Below are 16,083 nucleotides of genomic sequence, written 5' to 3'. Positions count from 1 at the left end.
CGTCGGCCCCCGCTGGTGCCCGTCAGCCCCCGCAGGCCCCCGTCAGCGCGCCCCGTACACCGGCTGCGGCGGCTCCGACTGCGCCAGGAGCTTCGTCGTCGCCTCCCCCGCCTCCGACGGAGTCCAGCGCGCTCCGCAGTCGGCCGTGGGGCCGGGCCGCCAGCCCTCCATGACCGTGATGCGGCCGCCCTCCGTCTCGAAGACGCGGCCCGTGACCCCGGCGGAGGCGTCGGAGCCGAGCCACACCACCAGCGGGGACACGTTCTCCGGGGCCATCGCGTCGAAGGCCCCGGCTTCCGGGGCGGCCATGGTGTCCGCGAAGGTCTGCTCCGTCATCCGGGTCCGTGCCGCGGGGGCGATGGCGTTGACCTGGACCCCGTAGCGGCCCATTTCCGCCGCCGACACCAGGGTCAGCCCGAGGATCCCGGCCTTGGCGGCGCTGTAGTTCCCCTGGCCCACGGACCCGAGCAGCCCCGCCCCCGAGGAGGTGTTGACGACCCGGGCGGCGACCTGCCGGCCCTCCTTCGCCTCGGCCCGCCAGTAGGCCGCCGCGTGCTTGAGCGGCAGGAAGTGCCCCTTCAGGTGGACCCGCATCACGGCGTCCCAGTCGTCCTCGTCCAGGTTCACCAGCATCCGGTCGCGCAGGAATCCCGCGTTGTTGACGAGGGTGTCCAGCCTCCCGAAGGCCGAGACGGCCGTCTCGACCAGTGACGCGGCGCCCTGTGCCGTCGCGATGTCGCCGCCGTGCGCCACCGCCTCCCCGCCCATGGCCCGGATCTCGGCGACGACCAGCGCCGCCGGGCTCTCCGGCCCCGGGAGCCCGTCCAGGCCGACACCGAGGTCGTTCACCACGACCCGGGCCCCCTCCCCGGCGAAGGCCAGCGCGTGGGCCCGGCCCAGCCCCCGTCCGGCGCCCGTCACGATGACCACACGGCCTTCGGCAAGTCCCATGTCAGCTCTCCTTGTTCGCAGTTGCCGCATCCAGAAAGGCCGGCCGCTCGCCGCCCCCGTGCACGAGCAGGCTCGCCCCGCTCACGTACCCCGCCCGGTCGGAGGCCAGGAAGACGGCGGCCTCGCCCACGTCCGAGGGCTCCGCCAGCCGTCCCAGCGGTACGGTCGCGCCGACCGCCGCGATCCCGCTCTCGTCGCCGTAGTGCAGGTGCGACAGTTCGGTGCGCACCATGCCCAGGACCAGTGAGTTGACCCGTACCTCGGGGGCCCATTCGACGGCCATGGAGCGGGCCAGGTTCTCCAGTCCCGCCTTCGCCGCCCCGTAGGCCGCCGTGCCCGGCGAGGGCCGGGTCCCGCTGACGCTGCCGATCATCACGATCGAGCCCCGGGTCTCCCGGAGCCAGGGGTACGCGGCGACCGAGGCGGTCATCGGGGCGATGAGGTTGAGCTCGACGACCCGTGCGTGACGCTCGGCCTCGCCCTCCCCCAGCAGCCGGTACGGGGTTCCGCCGGCGTTGTTCACCAGGCAGTCGAGGCGCCCGTGGCGTGCGGCGACCGATCCGAAGAATTCCCGTACGGCGGCCGGATCGCGCAGGTCCAGGGCGGTGAAGACCGCCGTACGGCCCGCCGACTCGACCGGTTCCTCCGGCGGCCGGCGCGCGCAGAGCACCACTTCGGCGCCCGCCGCGAGGAACGACCGCGCGATCCCGGCGCCGACGCCCCGGGTTCCGCCGGTGACGACGACAACCCTCCCGTTGAGCTCCATCGGCTGCTACCTTCCTCACCTAACAAATGTTTGGTGGAAAGGTAGCTGATCCGCTCATGGGTGTCTCCACCTCAAGCCCCGACAAGGGCATCGCACTCGTCACAGTCGACTACCCGCCGGTCAACGCACTGCCCGTGCAGGGCTGGTACGACCTGGCCGACGCCCTTCGCGCGGCCGGCCGCGACCCGGAGGTCCGGTGCGTGGTCCTGGCCGCCGAGGGCCGCGGTTTCAACGCCGGCGTCGACATCAAGGAGATGCAGCGCGACACCGGCCACGCCTCGCTCATCGGCGCCAACCGGGGCTGCTACGAGGCCTTCGCCGCCGTCTACGAGTGCGAGGTGCCGGTCGTGGCGGCCGTGAACGGCTTCTGCCTCGGCGGCGGGATCGGCCTGGTCGGCAACGCCGACGCCATCGTCGCCTCCGAGGACGCGACCTTCGGACTGCCGGAACTGGACCGGGGCGCCCTCGGGGCCGCCACCCACCTGGCCCGGCTCGTCCCGCAGCACCTCATGCGGACCCTGTACTACACCTCGCGCACCGCCACCGCCGCGGAGCTGCACGCGCACGGCTCGGTGTGGAGGGTGGTCCCGCCGGGCGAACTGCGCGCGGCCGCCCTGGAGCTGGCCGCCGAGATCGCGAAGAAGGACGGGTACCTGATCCGGCTCGCCAAGGCGGCCATCAACGGCATCGACCCCGTGGACGTGCGCCGCAGCTACCGCTTCGAGCAGGGCTTCACCTTCGAGGCCAACCTCAGCGGCGTGGCCGACCGGGTCCGCGACACCTTCGGCAGCAGCGGCCCCTCCGGAAGCACCGAAGCAAAGGCGGAATCGGCATGACCGACAAGAGCATGACCCCCGAAGACGTGGTCGGCCGGCTGCGGAACGGCATGACCGTCGGCATCGGCGGCTGGGGTTCGCGGCGCAAGCCCATGGCCCTGGTCCGCGCCCTGCTCCGCTCCGAGATCACCGATCTCACCGTGGTCTCGTACGGCGGCCCCGACGTCGGCCTGCTCGCCGCGGCCGGCCGGATCCGCAGACTGGTCACCCCCTTCGTCACCCTCGACTCCATCCCGCTGGAGCCGCACTACCGGGCCGCCCGCGAGAGCCGCGCCTTCGCCCTCACCGAGCTCGACGAGGCCATGTTCATGTGGGGGCTGCACGCGGCCGCCAACCGGATGCCCTTCCTCCCGGTCCGCGCCGGCCTCGGATCCGACGTCATGCGCGTCAACCCCGAGCTGCGCACCGTCACCTCCCCGTACGCCGACGGGGAGGAGTTCGTGGCGGTCCCCGCCCTGCGCATGGACGCGGCCCTGGTCCACCTCAACCGGGCCGACCGGCTCGGCAACGCCCAGTACCTGGGCCCCGACCCGTACTTCGACGACCTCTTCTGCGAGGCCGCCGACGCCGCCTACGTCTCCTGCGAGCAGCTCGTGGAGACCGCGGAGCTCGCCAAGTCCGGGCCGCCGCAGTCCCTGCTCGTCAGCCGGCACTCGGTGACCGGGGTCGTGGAGACCCCGAACGGCGCGCACTTCACCTCCTGCGCCCCCGACTACGACCGCGACGAGGCCTTCCAGAAGCTGTACGCCACCGTCCCCTGGCCCGAGTTCGCCGAACGCTTCCTCTCCGGCGACAGCGAGCACGCCTACCAGTCGGCCGTCCAGGCCTGGCACGAGGAGCAGAAGTGAGCACGCCCTCCACGACGACCACGGCCGCGGTGACCCGCGCCGAGTACTGCGTGATCGCCTGCGCCGAGGCGTGGCGGGACAACGGCGAGGTGCTGGCCAGCCCGATGGGCCTGGTGCCCTCCTTCGGGGCCCGGCTGGCGAAGCGGACCTTCTCCCCCGACCTGCTGCTGACCGACGGCGAAGCCATGCTGGTCGGGCTCGACGGCTCGGCCGAGGGCTGGCTCCCGTACCGCCGTCACCTGACGATGGTCACCGGCGGCCGCCGGCACGTGATGATGGGCGCCAGCCAGATCGACCGGTTCGGCAACCAGAACATCTCCTGCATCGGGGACTGGGAGCAGCCGGCCCGCCAGCTGCTCGGGGTGCGCGGGGCCCCGGTGAACACCCTGAACAATCCGGTGAGCTACTGGATCCCCAAGCACTCCACGCGGGTGTTCGTCGAGCGCGTCGACATGGTGAGCGGCGTGGGCTACGACCGGGCCGAGGCGGCCGGGGTCACCCGCTTCCACCGGCTGCCCCGCGTGGTCAGCGATCTCGGCGTCTTCGACTTCACCGGCCCCGGCCACGCCATGCGCCTGGCCTCCGTGCACCCGGGCGTCACCGTGGAGCAGGTCCGGGCGGCCACCGGTTTCGAGCTGGCGATCGCCGACGACGTCCCGTACACGCGGGAACCGACGCCGGAGGAGCTGCGGCTGATCCGCGAGGTCATCGACCCCAAGGGGCTGCGCGACCGGGAAGTGCGGGTCTGATCCGATGGAGACGGCATTCACCAAGCTGGTCGGGGTCGAGCATCCGATCGTGCAGACGGGCATGGGCTGGGTCGCGGGTCCGCGCCTGGTGTCGGGGGCGGCCAATGCGGGGGCGCTCGGCATCCTGGCCTCGGCGACCATGACGATGGAGCAGCTGCGGGCGGCGGTCCACGAGGTCAAGTCCCGTACGGACGCCCCGTTCGGGGTCAATCTGCGTGCGGACGCCGGGGACGCGGCCGAGCGGGCGCAGCTGATCATCGACGAGGGCGTCCGGGTGGCCTCCTTCGCGCTCGCCCCGTCCAGGGAACTGATCGCGCGGCTCAAGGACGCGGGCGTGGTGGTGATCCCCTCGATCGGGGCCCGGCGGCACGCCGAGAAGGTCGCGGCGTGGGGCGCGGACGCGGTGATCGTTCAGGGCGGCGAGGGCGGCGGGCACACCGGTGACGTGGCCACGACCGTGCTGCTGCCGCAGGTGGTCGACGCGGTGGACATCCCGGTGATCGCGGCGGGTGGTTTCAGCGACGGCCGCGGCCTGGCGGCGGCGCTGGCCTACGGGGCCGCGGGCATCGCCATGGGCACCCGGTTCCTGCTGACCTCCGACTCGACGGTCCCGGACGCGGTGAAGGCCGAGTACCTGAAGGCGAGCGTGAAGGACGTCACGCTCACCACGGCCGTGGACGGGCTCCCGCACCGGATGCTGCGCAGCGAGCTGGTCGCTTCCCTGGAGCGGGCCGGGCGGACGAAGGCGCTGGCCAAGGCGGTGCGGCACGCGGCCGGCTTCAAGAAGCTTTCGGGCCTGACCTGGGCGGAGATGGTCCGGGACGGCCTCGCGATGAAACACGGCAAGGACCTGTCCTGGAGCCAGGTGCTGCTCGCCGCGAACACCCCCATGCTCCTCAAGGCGTCCATGGTCGAGGGCCGTACGGACCTCGGCGTCATGGCATCGGGCCAGGTCGCGGGCGTGATCGAGGATCTTCCGTCCTGTGCGGAGCTCGTCACCCGCGTCATGGCCGAGGCCCACGCCGTGCTGGAACGGCTGCACGGCCTCACTCCCCCACAGCATCTCCCCCTCCCCCCTCACCCGCTCGGCACCCTGCCACCACCAGGGTGATTCCCCTTCTCCGTTACAGGAGTTGCCCCAGATGAGCCGTGCCCGAATCCGCCTGGCGACCGCGGTGCTCGCTTCCGCCCTCGCCATCGGGACCCTGCCCGCCGCCGCGTACGCCGCGCCGGCCGACAGGGTCGCCGCCTCGCGTCACCCCTGGCACACGCCGTCGGCGGAAACGATCCGCCAGATCCCCCTCCAGGGCGCGGTCAACGTCCGCGACCTCGGTGGCTACCGCACGTGGACGGGAGGCCAGGTTCGTCAGGGACTGGTCTACCGCTCCGACGCGCTGGGCAAGCTGACCGCCTCGGACATCACGGCCGTCGGCGGTCTGGGCCTCACGAAGGTCCTCGATTTCCGCATCCCCATGGAGGTCCAGTACGACGGGGCCGACAAGCTGCCCGCCGGTATGGCCTCCACCGCCCGCCCGGTCAACGACAACGGCCTGTACGGGCTGCTGATGTCCGCGATAGGCAGCGGTGATCCCGTGAAGCAGGAGCAGATGCTCGGCGGCGGCCGCGCCGAGGCGTACATGCGCGACGTCTACCGCGCGTTCGTGACCAACGCCGAGAACCGGGCGCAGTTCGCGGTCACCCTCCGCGAGATCGCCGACGGGAACCAGGGCCCGCTGCTGTACCACTGCACCTCGGGCAAGGACCGGACGGGCTGGATGAGCTACGTCCTGCTGAACGCCCTGGCCGTCCCGAAGGCCACGGCCGAGCGCGACTACCTGGCCTCGAACACCTTCCGCGCGGCGTACGACGCCCAGGTGCGGGCGGGTGTGAAGGCATCCGGCCGGATGCAGAACCCCGATCTGCTGATCCCGCTCCAGGAAGTCCGCCAGGACTACCTGGACGCGGCGACCGCGCAGATGGAGGCCGACTACGGCAGCCTGTACGGCTACCTCACCGACGGCCTCGGCCTGGACCTGAGGACCCTGGCGAAGCTCCAGGTGAAGATGGTCCGCTAGGCAGCCGAAAACACCCCTGCGCCGGGCGGCGGCTGCCGCCCGGCGCAGGGGTGCGTACGAAGGTCGTTCGGATCAGGCGGAGCGGCGGCGGCCCTGGCCCGCGCCACCCACGCGGCTGCGGGCCGAAGCCGCGGCCGCACCACCGGACGGGGCGCCGCCGGTACGCCGGCCGCGCTCGCCGGAACCGCCCGTGGAGCCGCCCTGTCCGCCCTGGCCACGGCGGGCCTGGCCGGAGCCGGAGGCCGGAGCCTGACCGGCGGCGCCGCCACCGGTGCGACGGCCTCGGCCGCCCCCGGCCGCCGGAGCCGCGCCCGTGCCGGAGCCCGTACGCGGTCCGCCCGAGCGACGGCGCGCGCCGGAGCCCGAACCCCCGCCGGCCTGGCCGGCGGAACGCTGACGCGGCGGGGTCGCCTGCGGCACGTCCATGACGACCGGGATGCCCGAGGGCTCCTTGGCGCCGGTGATGCGCGCGAGCTCCTCATCGGAGGACTTGATCTGCGCGGTGTGCGGGGAGATCCCGGCGTCCGACATCAGGCGGGTCATGTCGCGCTTCTGGTCCGGCAGGACCAGCGTGACGACGCTGCCGGACTCGCCGGCGCGGGCGGTGCGGCCGCCGCGGTGCAGGTAGTCCTTGTGGTCGGTCGGCGGGTCCACGTTGACGACGAGGTCGAGGTCGTCGATGTGGATGCCGCGCGCGGCCACGTTGGTGGCGACCAGCGCGGTGACCTCGCCCGTCTTGAACCAGTCGAGGGTCCGGTTGCGCTGCGGCTGCGAGCGGCCGCCGTGCAGGCCGGAGGCGCGGACGCCGTCGGCGAGGAGCTTCTTGACCATGCGGTCGACTCCGCGCTTGGTGTCGACGAACATGATCACCCGGCCGTCGCGAGCGGCTATGCGCGTGGCCACGGCCTTCTTGTCGGTCTCGTCCATGACGTACAGGACGTGGTGCTCCATCGTGCTGACCGCACCGGCGGACGGGTCGACGGAGAAGGCGACCGGGTCGGTGAGGAACATCTTGACGAGCTTGTCGATGTTCTTGTCGAGGGTCGCCGAGAACAGCATGGTCTGGCCCTCGGGCTGGACCTGCTTGAGCAGGGCGGTGACCTGCGGCATGAAGCCCATGTCGGTCATCTGGTCGGCCTCGTCGAGGACCGTGATGGAGACCTGGGAGAGGTCGGCGTCACCGCGGTCGATGAGGTCCTTCAGGCGGCCGGGGGTGGCGACGAGCACCTCGGCGCCGCGGCGCAGGGCGCCGGACTGCCGGTTGATCGACATGCCGCCGACGACGGTCGTGATCCGCAGGTTGACGGCCGTGGCGTACGGGGCCATCGCGTCGGTGACCTGCTGCGCGAGCTCACGGGTCGGTACGAGGACCAGGGCGAGCGGCTGCTTCGGCTGGGCGCGGCGGCCGGCGGTGCGGGCCAGCAGGGCCAGGCCGAAGGCCAGCGTCTTGCCGGAGCCGGTACGGCCGCGGCCGAGCAGGTCACGGCCGACGAGGGAGTTCGGGATGGTCGCGGCCTGGATCGGGAACGGCTGGGTGACGCCCTGGGCGGCGAGGGTCTTCAGCAGCGCCTCGGGCATGTCCATGTCCTCGAACGCTTCCACGGGCGGCAGGGCCGGGGTCAGCGGTTCGGGCATGGTGAATTCTTGGGGCCTGGCTACGGGGGCGGACTTCTGCCGTCCCGCGCCAGCCTTCGGACGTCCCTGGGCCGCACCTCGACCCCGGGTGGGGCGGCGGCTGGGTCGTGCGGAGCTGGAGCTGGTCATGCGGGAAAGCCCTCCTGAAACCGGCAGGTACTACAAAGGCACTGCAATTCAAATGGTTCGAAACAGCAGACAAGCCGGGGCCCGCACCTACTCGGTGCGGACCCCGGCGTGCTGACTGCCTTAGGCGGGGAGGATGTTCTCCGCCTGGGGGCCCTTCTGGCCCTGGGTGACGTCGAAGGACACGCGCTGGCCCTCGTTGAGCTCACGGAAGCCCTGGGTGGCGATGTTCGAGTAGTGGGCGAAGACGTCCGGGCCGCCACCGTCCTGCTCGATGAAGCCGAAGCCCTTTTCCGAGTTGAACCACTTCACGGTGCCAAGTGCCATTTTTGAATCTCCTGAATAGGCGGCAAAGGGCCCCATCCGGAGATTCCGGCAAAACAATAAAAGCGCCTGTCGGAGCATTCCCGTCAGGCGCACATAAAGTTCATGGGTACCACAACTGCAACGAGCTCTAAGCTAGCACACGTCGGTCGGGGAGTGTCGCGGCGAGCATGTGACCTCCGTCCCGAGTGGGTCCGGCGCGCAGCTTCCCGCCCACCTCCGTGAGGGCGCGGCGGAGCCCCGGAATGCCCATCCCGCCGGAGTCGAGGACGATCCGTTCCCCCTCCGGAGCGGTGTTGACCACATCGAGGCGGATCTCCCCGCCCTCGGCGGACAGATTCATCCGGACAGCGGACCCGGGGGCGTACTTCGCCGCGTTGGTGAGCCCCTCGCGGGCTATCCGCAGCAGCAGCCGCCCGTCGGCCGCCGGGAAGGGTCCGAGACCGGGCTGGGTCCGGTGGGTGATCTCCATGCCGGTGGCCCGCATGTTCCGGGCGAGGGAGCCGAGGAAGCGGCCCACGTCCACGGGCGAGGCGTACGCACGGCTGCCCGCGGGGTCGGTCAGCATGTCCAGCACCTCCCTGACCTCCGCCATCGCGGCCCGCGCCGACTCCTCCACGGCGCCGGCGGCCTCACGGACCCGGGGATCGGCCTCGGCGTCCAGCCGCAGGGCGGCGGCCTGCATCGTGAGGGCCGTGAGGCGGTGGCCGAGCCCGTCGTGGGTGCGCTGGGCCAAACGGGTGCGCTCCTGGACGACAGCCAGGTCGGCAGCCTGGTCCACGGCGGCGTGCGCCTGTCGGGCCCGCTCCCGCAGCGCGGTCACCACGTGCCGGTTGCGGCGCACGGTCTCCCCGTACAGGGCGGGCACGAGGATGGAGCCGAGGACGAAGGAGGCGGGGTCGCGCCCGGCGTACCCGAGCGGCAGGAACAGGTCGCGGGTGGCCGCGTAGACGACGGCCATCAGCAGGACCCCGCCCCAGCGGTGGGTGCGGCCGTACGCGGCCAGGGCGTAGGCGGCGAAGACGAGGGGGCCGCGGTCGTCGGAGACGACGGTGGCGGCGGTGGCCACGAGGGCCGGGATCCAGGGGTGGGAACGGCGCCAGAGCAGGGAGAGCGCCGCGAGCCAGCCGGCGGCCAGGCTCGTGGGGTAGTCGGTGACGAGGCCGAAGCGGTGGACGTCGTGGAGGTTGAGCGTGGTGAGCAGTCCGCAGAGGAGCACGAGCCAGATGTCGGTGCGGCGGGCGCGCACGGGGTCCGGCGCCCCGCTGCCCTCCCCGGTCAGGGTCCGCAGACCCTGCTCCAGCAGCTGTCCGGCGCGACCGGGCACGGCCTGCATGACTCCACCACCCCCCGTCGGCGCACAGAAGTGCGCAGAACATGCCAAAACGTCACCCCAGGTTGCCCTCCTTCCGCCGAAGGGGCATCCCGGGGAGACGCGTTGGGGGTCGGTTTGGGGGTCGGTTTGGGGTCAATCGGTCTTGGTGAACCGGCCCGTGTCGGCCCGTCCGCTCCTTACACGGAGACGCCGAGGCCGTTCAGCCAGGAGACCGGGTTGACGTCGGCGCCGTAGCTGTTGCTGGAGCGGACCTCGAAGTGGAGGTGCGGGCCGGTGGAGTTGCCGGTGTTGCCGGAGCGGCCGATCTGCTCACCGGCGGAGACGCGCTCGCCTTCGGAGGCGGTCGCCGAGGAGAGGTGGGCGGAGAGGGTGTAGCGGCCGTCGTCGTGCTTGATGACCACGGCGTTGCCGTACGCGCCCTGCCAGCCGGAGGACACGACGGTGCCCGCGGCCGCGGCCCGGACCGGGGTGCCGGTGGACACCGCGAAGTCGATGCCGGTGTGGTAGCCGGCGGCCCAGCCGCCCGCCTGGTGGTAGCGCGCGGAGATGCTGCCGCCCGAGACGGGCAGGACGCCTTCGGCGCTGCCGCTGGAGCCACTGCCGGAGGAGTCGGAGGACCCCGAAGCATCCGAAGAGTCGGAGGACTCCGAGGAGCCGGACGAGCTGGAGGGCTTCGGTGCGGTCTGGGTGCCGCCGCCGGAGTCGGAGCCGTACGCGAGGCGCTGGCCCGGGAAGATCACGTCCGGGTCGGACCCGATCACCGAGCGGTTCCCGGAGTAGAGGGACTCCCAGCTGACGCCGAGTTCGGAGCCGATGGTGCCGAGGGTGTCGCCGCTGACCACGGTGTAGTGGTTCGCGCCCCGGGCCTTCGGGGCGGCCGGGGCCTCGGCGCTCTCGTCCGCGGCAGAGGTGCCGGCGCCCCTGGCGGGAGCTTCGGGGGCCTCGGGAGCCGGTCCGCCGCGCTGCAGGCCGGCGAGCTTGCCGCAGGAGGGCCAGGCACCGGGGCCCTGGGTCGCCAGGACCTTCTCGGCGACGGCGATCTGCTGCGCCTTGGTGGCCTGGTCGGCCTGGGGGGCGTACTGCCGGCCGCCGAACTCCGCCCACGTACTGGAGGAGAACTGCAGGCCGCCGTAGTAGCCGTTGCCGGTGTCGATGCTCCAGTCGTCGGTCGACTCGCACTGGGCGACCTTGTCCCACGTGCCGACCGACGCGGCGGACGCGGGCTGTGCCACGAGACCCACGGCGGCGGGTGCGGCGATACCGGCGACAACGAGACCGGCGAGGGTACGAGCAGACGGGAAAGACATGCGGAGTTCCTGACTTCGGGGACATTGGCGGAGGCCGGTGCGCCGGGTGAAGCGGTGGTGCGTTCGGCCTCGGTAACCACCGTCCGGGAGGACGAGGGGTCCCCGAAGTCGCCGAAAGAGGACAAGCAGGACGGCAAAAGGGGACTGGGGAGGGAGGGTTGAGGGGACTTAAGTCCATGTATGCCGGTAATGTCCGCAATGAGACGGGGATTCGGGGGAGGTGGGTCACATGACGATCCGCGTGATGGTGGTCGACGACCAGAGCCTCATACGGTCGGGCTTGGTGACCCTGCTCGCGAGCGCGCCCGACATCGAGGTGGTCGCGGAAGCCGCCGACGGGGCGGAGGCGGTGCCACTGGCGCGCACGCACCGGCCCGACGTGGTGCTGATGGACCTGGTCATGCCGAAGGTCGACGGCCTGGAGGCGACCTTGCAGCTGCTGCGGCTGCCGGATCCGCCGCGCGTGCTCGTCCTCACCGGCTACACGGCGGACGACCTGGTCCTGGACGCGCTGCGGGCCGGAGCGGCCGGATTCCTGCTGAAGGACCTGCGCCCCGAGGAGCTCTTCGCCGGTATCCGCACGGTCGCGGCAGGCGGCAGCGCCCTGGCTCCCGGGGCGATGCGGGTGCTGCTGGAACGGGCGGACACCCGCACCGAGGCCCCCGACCACGCGGAGCAGCTCTCCACCCTGTCCCCCGGAGAGCGGGACGTCCTCGCGCTGGTCGGCGAAGGCCGGACCAACCTGCAGATAGCGCAGGCGCTGCACCTGTCCCCGGCGAGCGTGAAGACGTACGTCTCGCGGATCCTGACGCAGCTCGACCTCTCCAACCGGACCCAGGCCGCGATCCTCGCCTACGAGGCGGGGCTGGTCCGCGCCGCGTGAGCCGGCCGGAAGGGCTGGCCGGAGCGGGCCCGGTCGAAAACAATGGCAACCATGACGACAGCTCGGACGACTCCCCGCTCCCGGGCCCGGTCCTTCGACAGCGCCGCCGCTCTCTACGGGCGGCACCGGCCCGGCTATCCCGAGGCGCTGTACGACGCCGTCGAGGAGCTGGCCGGACGCCGGTTCGCCGGGGCCCGGGTCGCCGACGTGGGCGCGGGGACCGGGATCGGGACGGCGCCGATGCGCGCCCGGGGAGCGGAGGTGGTGGCGGTGGAGCCCGGGGACGGGATGGCTGCGGAGTTCCGGCGCACCCGGCCGGGGATCCCGATCGTGCGCGGGGACGGGGACCGGCTGCCGCTGGCCGGGGCCGCCTTCGACTTCCTGACGTACGCCCAGGCCTGGCACTGGACGGATCCGGCGCGGTCCGCGCCCGAGGCCCGCCGGGTGCTGAAGCCCGGCGGGGCGCTGGCGATCTGGTGGAACGACCTGGACGAGTCGGCCGGCTGGGTCGCGGAGCAGGGCGAGCGGATCCGTGCCTTCTTCAGGGCCGGCCCGGGTGGCGGTGTCGCGGGCGGCGCCGGCGCGGTCGGCGGGAGCGCCCAGGCACTGGGTTTCCGTACGCTCCCGCGCGGCCTCGACTCGGGTTTCACCACGCGGACCGTGCCGTGGTCCCGGCGGATCCCGCTGGATGCGCACCTGGCGAACCTGGCCAGCCACTCCGCTTTCCTGCTCCTGGGCGAGGCGGGGTCGCGGCAGTTCCTGGAGGCCGAGCGGGAGCGGCTGAACCCGCTCTTTCCGGACGGGACGGTGGAGGAGCCCTACGTGGTGAGCGTCAGCGTGGCCGTCATGTGAGACGGCCCGGGGCGGACTGGCGCCCTCCGCCCCGGCCGCACGAGGCTGGCGGGCATGTCCTCCTCTTCTTCTTCCCTGCCCCCTGCCGTCAAGGTGTTCTTCCTCGCCAACGAGGGCCTCGCCTTCCTGCTGGAGCTGCTGGCCCTGGGCCTGCTCGCCTGGTGGGGTTTCACGCGTGACATAGGGCGGGTGGTGTCGATCGCCCTGGCAGTGGCCGCGCCGCTCGCCGCCGCCGTGCTCTGGGGGATGTTCGCCGCGCCGAAGGCCCGCTACGCCGTCCCGCTCGCCGCTCAGCTCGGTGTGAAGGCGGTGGTGTTCGGCGCCGCCGCCTTGGCGCTGCTCGCGCTCGGGCAGCGGCTGCCGTCCCTCTGGTTCACGGTGATCGTGGTGGTGAACACCGCCCTGGCCACGTACTACCGGAGCCGCTCCTGAAGCACCGCCGCCCGGCACTGCGAGGGGCTCCCCCAGGCGTCGCGCAGCGGGCGGGCCTTGCGCAGCCACAGGGAGAGGTCGAGTTCCTCGGTGTAGCCGACGGCCCCGTGGAGCTGGAGCGCGGTCATGGCCGCCGCGTACGCCGCCTCGCCCGCGGTCAGCTTCGCCGCGGCGACCTCCCCGGGGGCCAGGGAGAGCGCGGCCGCCCAGAGCAGCGGCCGGGCGAACTCCAGGCCGATCAGGGTGTCGGCCAGCCGGTGCTTGACCGCCTGGAAGCCGCCGATCGCCGTGCCGAACTGGGTGCGCTGCTTCGCGTACTGCACCGTGCGGGCGAGGAGTGCCTCGCCGGTGCCGAGGCACTGGGCGGCGGTCAGCAGCCGGGCCCAGTCCGCGGCGTCCCGGGCCGCCGCGGTGACCGCCGGGCCGGAGGCAAGGAGTTCGCCGCCGGGGTCCGGAAGGGCCAGGCGGCGGGCGGGGTCGAGGGAGGTGCGGAGCGGGCCGGCGCCGGGGGCCAGGCGGAGTTCCCCGGCCTCGGACACCGTGAAGAGGTGGGTGGCCGCGTCGGCGTCCAGGGCGTACGGGCTCCCGCCGGGCAGCGTGAGGGTGGCCGAGGTCTCCCCCGCCACCAGCCCGGGGAGGAACCGCTTGGCCAGTGCTTCGTCTGCGAGCCGGGTCAGGAGTACGGCGGCGGCGGCCGTCTCCGCCACCGGGCCCGGGACTCCCGCGCGGCCCAGCTCCACGAACCCGCCTGCCAGCTCCAGCGGCATGAGGCCCAGGCCCCCGTGGGCCTCGTCGGCCGCGAGGGCGAACAGCCCGGTGTCCGCGAGCCGCGCCCACACGGCCCGGCCGGGGGTGTGGTCGCCCCCGCCCCAGGCCCGTACCGCCGCCGGGACGTCCGAGGCGGCGAGCAGTCCGTGCAGGGTGCGGGCGAAGTCCGACTGTTCTTCGGTCGGCAGGAAGCGCATCAGCGGCGGCCCTTCGGGAGGCCGAGCAGCCGCTCGGCGATGATGTCGCGCTGGATCTCGTTGGTCCCCGCGTAGATGGGACCGGCGAGGGAGAAGATCCACGGCTCGGCCCATTCCCCGTCGGCGAGTTCCGCGTCGGGGCCCAGCAGGTCGAGGGCGCTCTCGTGCAGGGCGATGTCGTACCGGGACCAGAACACCTTGTTCAGGCTGGACTCGGCGCCGATCGTCTCGCCGGAGGCGAAGCGGGAGGCGTTGGCCCAGGTGAACAGCTGGTAGGCGCGGGCTCCGACCACCGCGTCGGCGACCCGGTCGCGCAGTGCGGTGTCGGCCGGGTCCCCGTGGCTCCGCCACAGCTCCACGAGGCGGTCGGCGGCGGCGAGGAAGCGGCCGGGGGCGCGCAGGGTGAGCCCGCGCTCGTTGCCGGTGGTGGACATGGCGATCCGCCAGCCCTGTCCGGGCTCCCCGATGACGTCCGCGTCGGGGACGAAGACCTCGTCGAGGAAGAGTTCCGCGAAGGCGGGCTTTCCGTCGAGGCGGCCGATGGGCCGCACGGTGACCCCGGGGGCGTGCAGGTCGAACATCAGGTAGGTGAGGCCCTGGTGGGGTTTGGGGGTGTCGGGGTCGGTACGGAAGATGCCGAAGGCGCGGTCGGCGAAGGCGGCCCGTGAGGACCAGGTCTTCTGCCCGGACAGCAGCCAGCCGCCTTCGGTGCGCACGGCGCGGGACTTCAGGGAGGCGAGGTCGGAGCCGGATTCGGGCTCGGACCAGGCCTGGGCCCAGATCGTCTCGCCGCTCGCCATGGAGGGCAGGACGCGGGCGCGCTGCTCCTCGGTGGCGTGGTCGAAGAGGGTGGGGGCGAGCAGGTTGATGCCGTTCTGCGAGACCCGGCCGGGCGCGCCGGCGGCCCAGTACTCCTCCTCGAAGACCAGCCAGTGCTCGATGTCCACGCCGCGGCCGCCGTACTCCTCGGGCCAGGACACCACCGCCCAGCGGGCGGAGTGCAGGAGCGCCTCCCATTCCCGGTGGGCGGCGAATCCCTCGCGGGTCTCCAGGGAGGGCAGGGGGGTGGCGGGCACGTGGGCGGCCAGCCAGTCGCGCGCCTCGGCCCGGAAGGCCTCCACGTCCGTCGAGTGGTTCAGGTCCATCAGCTGTTCGCCTCCTTCATCGCGGAGATGTTGATGCCGCCGAGCGAGTCCGCCGCCGTCTCGGCGTTGTGTGCGTGGGCGAGGTGGTGCAGCCCGAAGACGGAGTCCATGCCGGTGTGCAGGCCCTGGAGGTCCTCGGCCTGGTTGACGGCGCGCTTGGTGAGGGCGAGGCCGAAGGAGGGCATTTCGGCGATCCGCAGGGCGAGCCGGTCCGTGGCTCCGGTCAGTTCGGCGCGCTCGACGATCCGGTTGACCATGCCGATCTCGTAGGCGCGGCGGGCGGGCATCCGGTCGCCGGTGTAGAGGAACTCCTTGGCGATGCGCGGGGGCATCGCCCACGGATGGGCGAAGTACTCGACGCCCGGGATGCCCATCCGGACGACGGGGTCGGCGAAGAAGGCGTCCTCGCTGGCCACGATCAGGTCGCAGACCCAGGCGAGCATCAGCCCGCCGGCCACGCAGGCGCCGTGGACGGAGGCGATGACGGGCTTGGGCAGTTCGCGCCAGCGGCGGCACATGCCGAGGTAGACCTCGGATTCGCGGGCGAAGCGGGATTCCGCGCCCGAGCGCTGGGAGTGGTCCCACCACAGGCCCGCCCGGCGTTCGAAGGGCAGGTGCGCGTCGCGCTCCGGGGTGCCGATGTCGTGGCCCGCCGAGAAGTGTTCGCCGGCCCCTGCCAGGACGACGACCTTGACCGCGGGATCGTCGGCGGCGCGGTAGAAGGCGTCGTCGAGGGCGTAGGTCATCGCGCTGTTCTGGGCGTTGCGGTATCGGGGGCGGTTCATGGTCACGTACGCGACCGGGCCGCGGCGCTCGTAGAGCACCGGGGCGGGGGTGTCAGCGGGCATCCCTG

Annotated in this window: 17 protein-coding genes; 8 read left to right on the top strand and 9 right to left on the bottom strand. The window is 72.7% G+C overall.

Annotated features, from left to right (window positions below; translation table 11 throughout):
* Positions 1–42: 42 nt before the first annotated feature.
* Positions 43–951 (bottom strand): SDR family oxidoreductase, encoded by a 909-nt coding sequence (locus ACFYM0_RS26065; RefSeq protein ID WP_388505525.1) that lies wholly within the window; start codon positions 949–951, stop codon positions 43–45.
* A gap of 1 nt (position 952) precedes the next feature.
* Positions 953–1,717 (bottom strand): SDR family oxidoreductase, encoded by a 765-nt coding sequence (locus tag ACFYM0_RS26060; RefSeq protein WP_388505522.1) that lies wholly within the window; start codon positions 1,715–1,717, stop codon positions 953–955.
* Between the two features lie 56 nt (positions 1,718–1,773).
* On the opposite strand from ACFYM0_RS26060, the gene ACFYM0_RS26055 reads away from it, so the two are divergent.
* Genes ACFYM0_RS26055 through ACFYM0_RS26035 form a run of 5 tightly spaced genes read left to right on the top strand, consistent with a single transcriptional unit; the run spans position 1,774 to position 6,225 of the window.
* Positions 1,774–2,553 carry an enoyl-CoA hydratase family protein gene (locus tag ACFYM0_RS26055; RefSeq protein ID WP_388505519.1) on the top strand — a complete coding sequence of 260 codons (780 nt, stop codon included), beginning with the start codon at positions 1,774–1,776 and terminating at the stop codon, positions 2,551–2,553.
* Complete coding sequence (locus ACFYM0_RS26050) at positions 2,550–3,401, top strand: CoA transferase subunit A (RefSeq protein ID WP_388505516.1); 852 nt, start codon at positions 2,550–2,552, stop codon at positions 3,399–3,401. Before ACFYM0_RS26055 ends, ACFYM0_RS26050 begins: the two co-directional genes overlap by 4 nt.
* Positions 3,398–4,150, top strand: a complete 753-nt coding sequence (locus ACFYM0_RS26045) for a CoA-transferase subunit beta (protein ID WP_388505513.1) — start codon at positions 3,398–3,400, stop codon at positions 4,148–4,150. The genes ACFYM0_RS26050 and ACFYM0_RS26045 overlap by 4 nt, the downstream gene beginning before the upstream one ends.
* 4 nt (positions 4,151–4,154) lie before the next feature.
* Positions 4,155–5,261: an NAD(P)H-dependent flavin oxidoreductase gene (locus ACFYM0_RS26040; RefSeq protein WP_388505510.1), complete on the top strand. Its 1,107-nt coding sequence runs from the start codon at positions 4,155–4,157 to the stop codon at positions 5,259–5,261.
* Positions 5,262–5,292: 31 nt separating this feature from the next.
* Entirely contained in the window at positions 5,293–6,225 is a 933-nt protein-coding gene (locus ACFYM0_RS26035; protein ID WP_388505507.1) for a tyrosine-protein phosphatase, read from the top strand.
* Between the two features lie 72 nt (positions 6,226–6,297).
* Here ACFYM0_RS26035 and ACFYM0_RS26030 read toward each other — a convergent pair whose 3' ends face one another.
* The 4 genes from ACFYM0_RS26030 to ACFYM0_RS26015 all read right to left on the bottom strand — a co-directional run bounded on the left by ACFYM0_RS26030 (position 6,298) and on the right by ACFYM0_RS26015 (position 10,953).
* A complete protein-coding gene (locus tag ACFYM0_RS26030; RefSeq protein ID WP_388505504.1) occupies positions 6,298–7,989 on the bottom strand; it encodes a DEAD/DEAH box helicase in 1,692 nt (563 codons plus the stop codon).
* Between the two features lie 120 nt (positions 7,990–8,109).
* The gene (locus ACFYM0_RS26025; RefSeq protein WP_112447913.1) at positions 8,110–8,313 is read right to left on the bottom strand and encodes a cold-shock protein; all 204 of its coding nucleotides are present in this window, start codon (positions 8,311–8,313) and stop codon (positions 8,110–8,112) included.
* 127 nt (positions 8,314–8,440) lie between these two features.
* On the bottom strand, positions 8,441–9,646 hold the full coding sequence (locus ACFYM0_RS26020) for a sensor histidine kinase (RefSeq protein ID WP_388505501.1): 1,206 nt from the start codon (positions 9,644–9,646) through the stop codon (positions 8,441–8,443).
* A 176-nt stretch (positions 9,647–9,822) separates the two neighbouring features.
* Positions 9,823–10,953 carry a peptidoglycan DD-metalloendopeptidase family protein gene (locus tag ACFYM0_RS26015; protein ID WP_388505498.1) on the bottom strand — a complete coding sequence of 377 codons (1,131 nt, stop codon included), beginning with the start codon at positions 10,951–10,953 and terminating at the stop codon, positions 9,823–9,825.
* A 229-nt stretch (positions 10,954–11,182) separates the two neighbouring features.
* Here ACFYM0_RS26015 and ACFYM0_RS26010 point away from each other — a divergent pair, with 229 nt between their 5' ends.
* From ACFYM0_RS26010 to ACFYM0_RS26000, 3 genes are read left to right on the top strand one after another with little or no spacing between them, the layout of a single operon-like run.
* Positions 11,183–11,836 carry a response regulator gene (locus ACFYM0_RS26010; protein WP_388505495.1) on the top strand — a complete coding sequence of 218 codons (654 nt, stop codon included), beginning with the start codon at positions 11,183–11,185 and terminating at the stop codon, positions 11,834–11,836.
* A 51-nt stretch (positions 11,837–11,887) separates the two neighbouring features.
* A complete protein-coding gene (locus tag ACFYM0_RS26005; RefSeq protein ID WP_388505492.1) occupies positions 11,888–12,688 on the top strand; it encodes a class I SAM-dependent methyltransferase in 801 nt (266 codons plus the stop codon).
* Between the two features lie 54 nt (positions 12,689–12,742).
* Positions 12,743–13,120, top strand: a complete 378-nt coding sequence (locus tag ACFYM0_RS26000) for a DUF2568 domain-containing protein (protein WP_388505489.1) — start codon at positions 12,743–12,745, stop codon at positions 13,118–13,120.
* On the opposite strand, the gene ACFYM0_RS25995 is transcribed toward ACFYM0_RS26000, so the two are convergent.
* Genes ACFYM0_RS25995 through ACFYM0_RS25985 form a run of 3 tightly spaced genes read right to left on the bottom strand, consistent with a single transcriptional unit; the run spans position 13,102 to position 16,078 of the window.
* Positions 13,102–14,085: an acyl-CoA dehydrogenase family protein gene (locus tag ACFYM0_RS25995; RefSeq protein WP_388505487.1), complete on the bottom strand. Its 984-nt coding sequence runs from the start codon at positions 14,083–14,085 to the stop codon at positions 13,102–13,104. The genes ACFYM0_RS26000 and ACFYM0_RS25995 overlap by 19 nt on opposite strands.
* Entirely contained in the window at positions 14,085–15,230 is a 1,146-nt protein-coding gene (locus tag ACFYM0_RS25990) for an acyl-CoA dehydrogenase family protein (protein WP_388505485.1), read from the bottom strand. The genes ACFYM0_RS25995 and ACFYM0_RS25990 overlap by 1 nt, the downstream gene beginning before the upstream one ends.
* Entirely contained in the window at positions 15,230–16,078 is an 849-nt protein-coding gene (locus ACFYM0_RS25985; protein WP_388505482.1) for an enoyl-CoA hydratase, read from the bottom strand. The genes ACFYM0_RS25990 and ACFYM0_RS25985 overlap by 1 nt, the downstream gene beginning before the upstream one ends.
* Positions 16,079–16,083: the final 5 nt, after the last annotated feature.

This window comes from Streptomyces sp. NPDC006487, assembly GCF_042870555.1.
Lineage (GTDB): Bacteria > Actinomycetota > Actinomycetes > Streptomycetales > Streptomycetaceae > Streptomyces.
Note: the sequence above shows the minus strand (reverse complement) of the source record. Positions and strands in the feature narration are given on the sequence as shown.

Bases quoted from the DNA above. Each gene is read 5' to 3' on its own strand.
- ACFYM0_RS26020 (WP_388505501.1), bottom strand. From the start codon at position 9,646: ATGCAGGCCGTGCCCGGTCGCGCCGGACAGCTGCTGGAGCAGGGTCTG.
- ACFYM0_RS25990 (WP_388505485.1), bottom strand. From the start codon at position 15,230: ATGGACCTGAACCACTCGACGGACGTGGAGGCCTTCCGGGCCGAGGCG.
- ACFYM0_RS26025 (WP_112447913.1), bottom strand. From the start codon at position 8,313: ATGGCACTTGGCACCGTGAAGTGGTTCAACTCGGAAAAGGGCTTCGGC.
- ACFYM0_RS25985 (WP_388505482.1), bottom strand. From the start codon at position 16,078: ATGCCCGCTGACACCCCCGCCCCGGTGCTCTACGAGCGCCGCGGCCCG.
- ACFYM0_RS26005 (WP_388505492.1), top strand. From the start codon at position 11,888: ATGACGACAGCTCGGACGACTCCCCGCTCCCGGGCCCGGTCCTTCGAC.
- ACFYM0_RS26000 (WP_388505489.1), top strand. From the start codon at position 12,743: ATGTCCTCCTCTTCTTCTTCCCTGCCCCCTGCCGTCAAGGTGTTCTTC.
- ACFYM0_RS26055 (WP_388505519.1), top strand. From the start codon at position 1,774: ATGGGTGTCTCCACCTCAAGCCCCGACAAGGGCATCGCACTCGTCACA.
- ACFYM0_RS26040 (WP_388505510.1), top strand. From the start codon at position 4,155: ATGGAGACGGCATTCACCAAGCTGGTCGGGGTCGAGCATCCGATCGTG.
- ACFYM0_RS26050 (WP_388505516.1), top strand. From the start codon at position 2,550: ATGACCGACAAGAGCATGACCCCCGAAGACGTGGTCGGCCGGCTGCGG.
- ACFYM0_RS26015 (WP_388505498.1), bottom strand. From the start codon at position 10,953: ATGTCTTTCCCGTCTGCTCGTACCCTCGCCGGTCTCGTTGTCGCCGGT.
- ACFYM0_RS26035 (WP_388505507.1), top strand. From the start codon at position 5,293: ATGAGCCGTGCCCGAATCCGCCTGGCGACCGCGGTGCTCGCTTCCGCC.
- ACFYM0_RS26030 (WP_388505504.1), bottom strand. From the start codon at position 7,989: ATGACCAGCTCCAGCTCCGCACGACCCAGCCGCCGCCCCACCCGGGGT.
- ACFYM0_RS25995 (WP_388505487.1), bottom strand. From the start codon at position 14,085: ATGCGCTTCCTGCCGACCGAAGAACAGTCGGACTTCGCCCGCACCCTG.
- ACFYM0_RS26065 (WP_388505525.1), bottom strand. From the start codon at position 951: ATGGGACTTGCCGAAGGCCGTGTGGTCATCGTGACGGGCGCCGGACGG.
- ACFYM0_RS26010 (WP_388505495.1), top strand. From the start codon at position 11,183: ATGACGATCCGCGTGATGGTGGTCGACGACCAGAGCCTCATACGGTCG.
- ACFYM0_RS26060 (WP_388505522.1), bottom strand. From the start codon at position 1,717: ATGGAGCTCAACGGGAGGGTTGTCGTCGTCACCGGCGGAACCCGGGGC.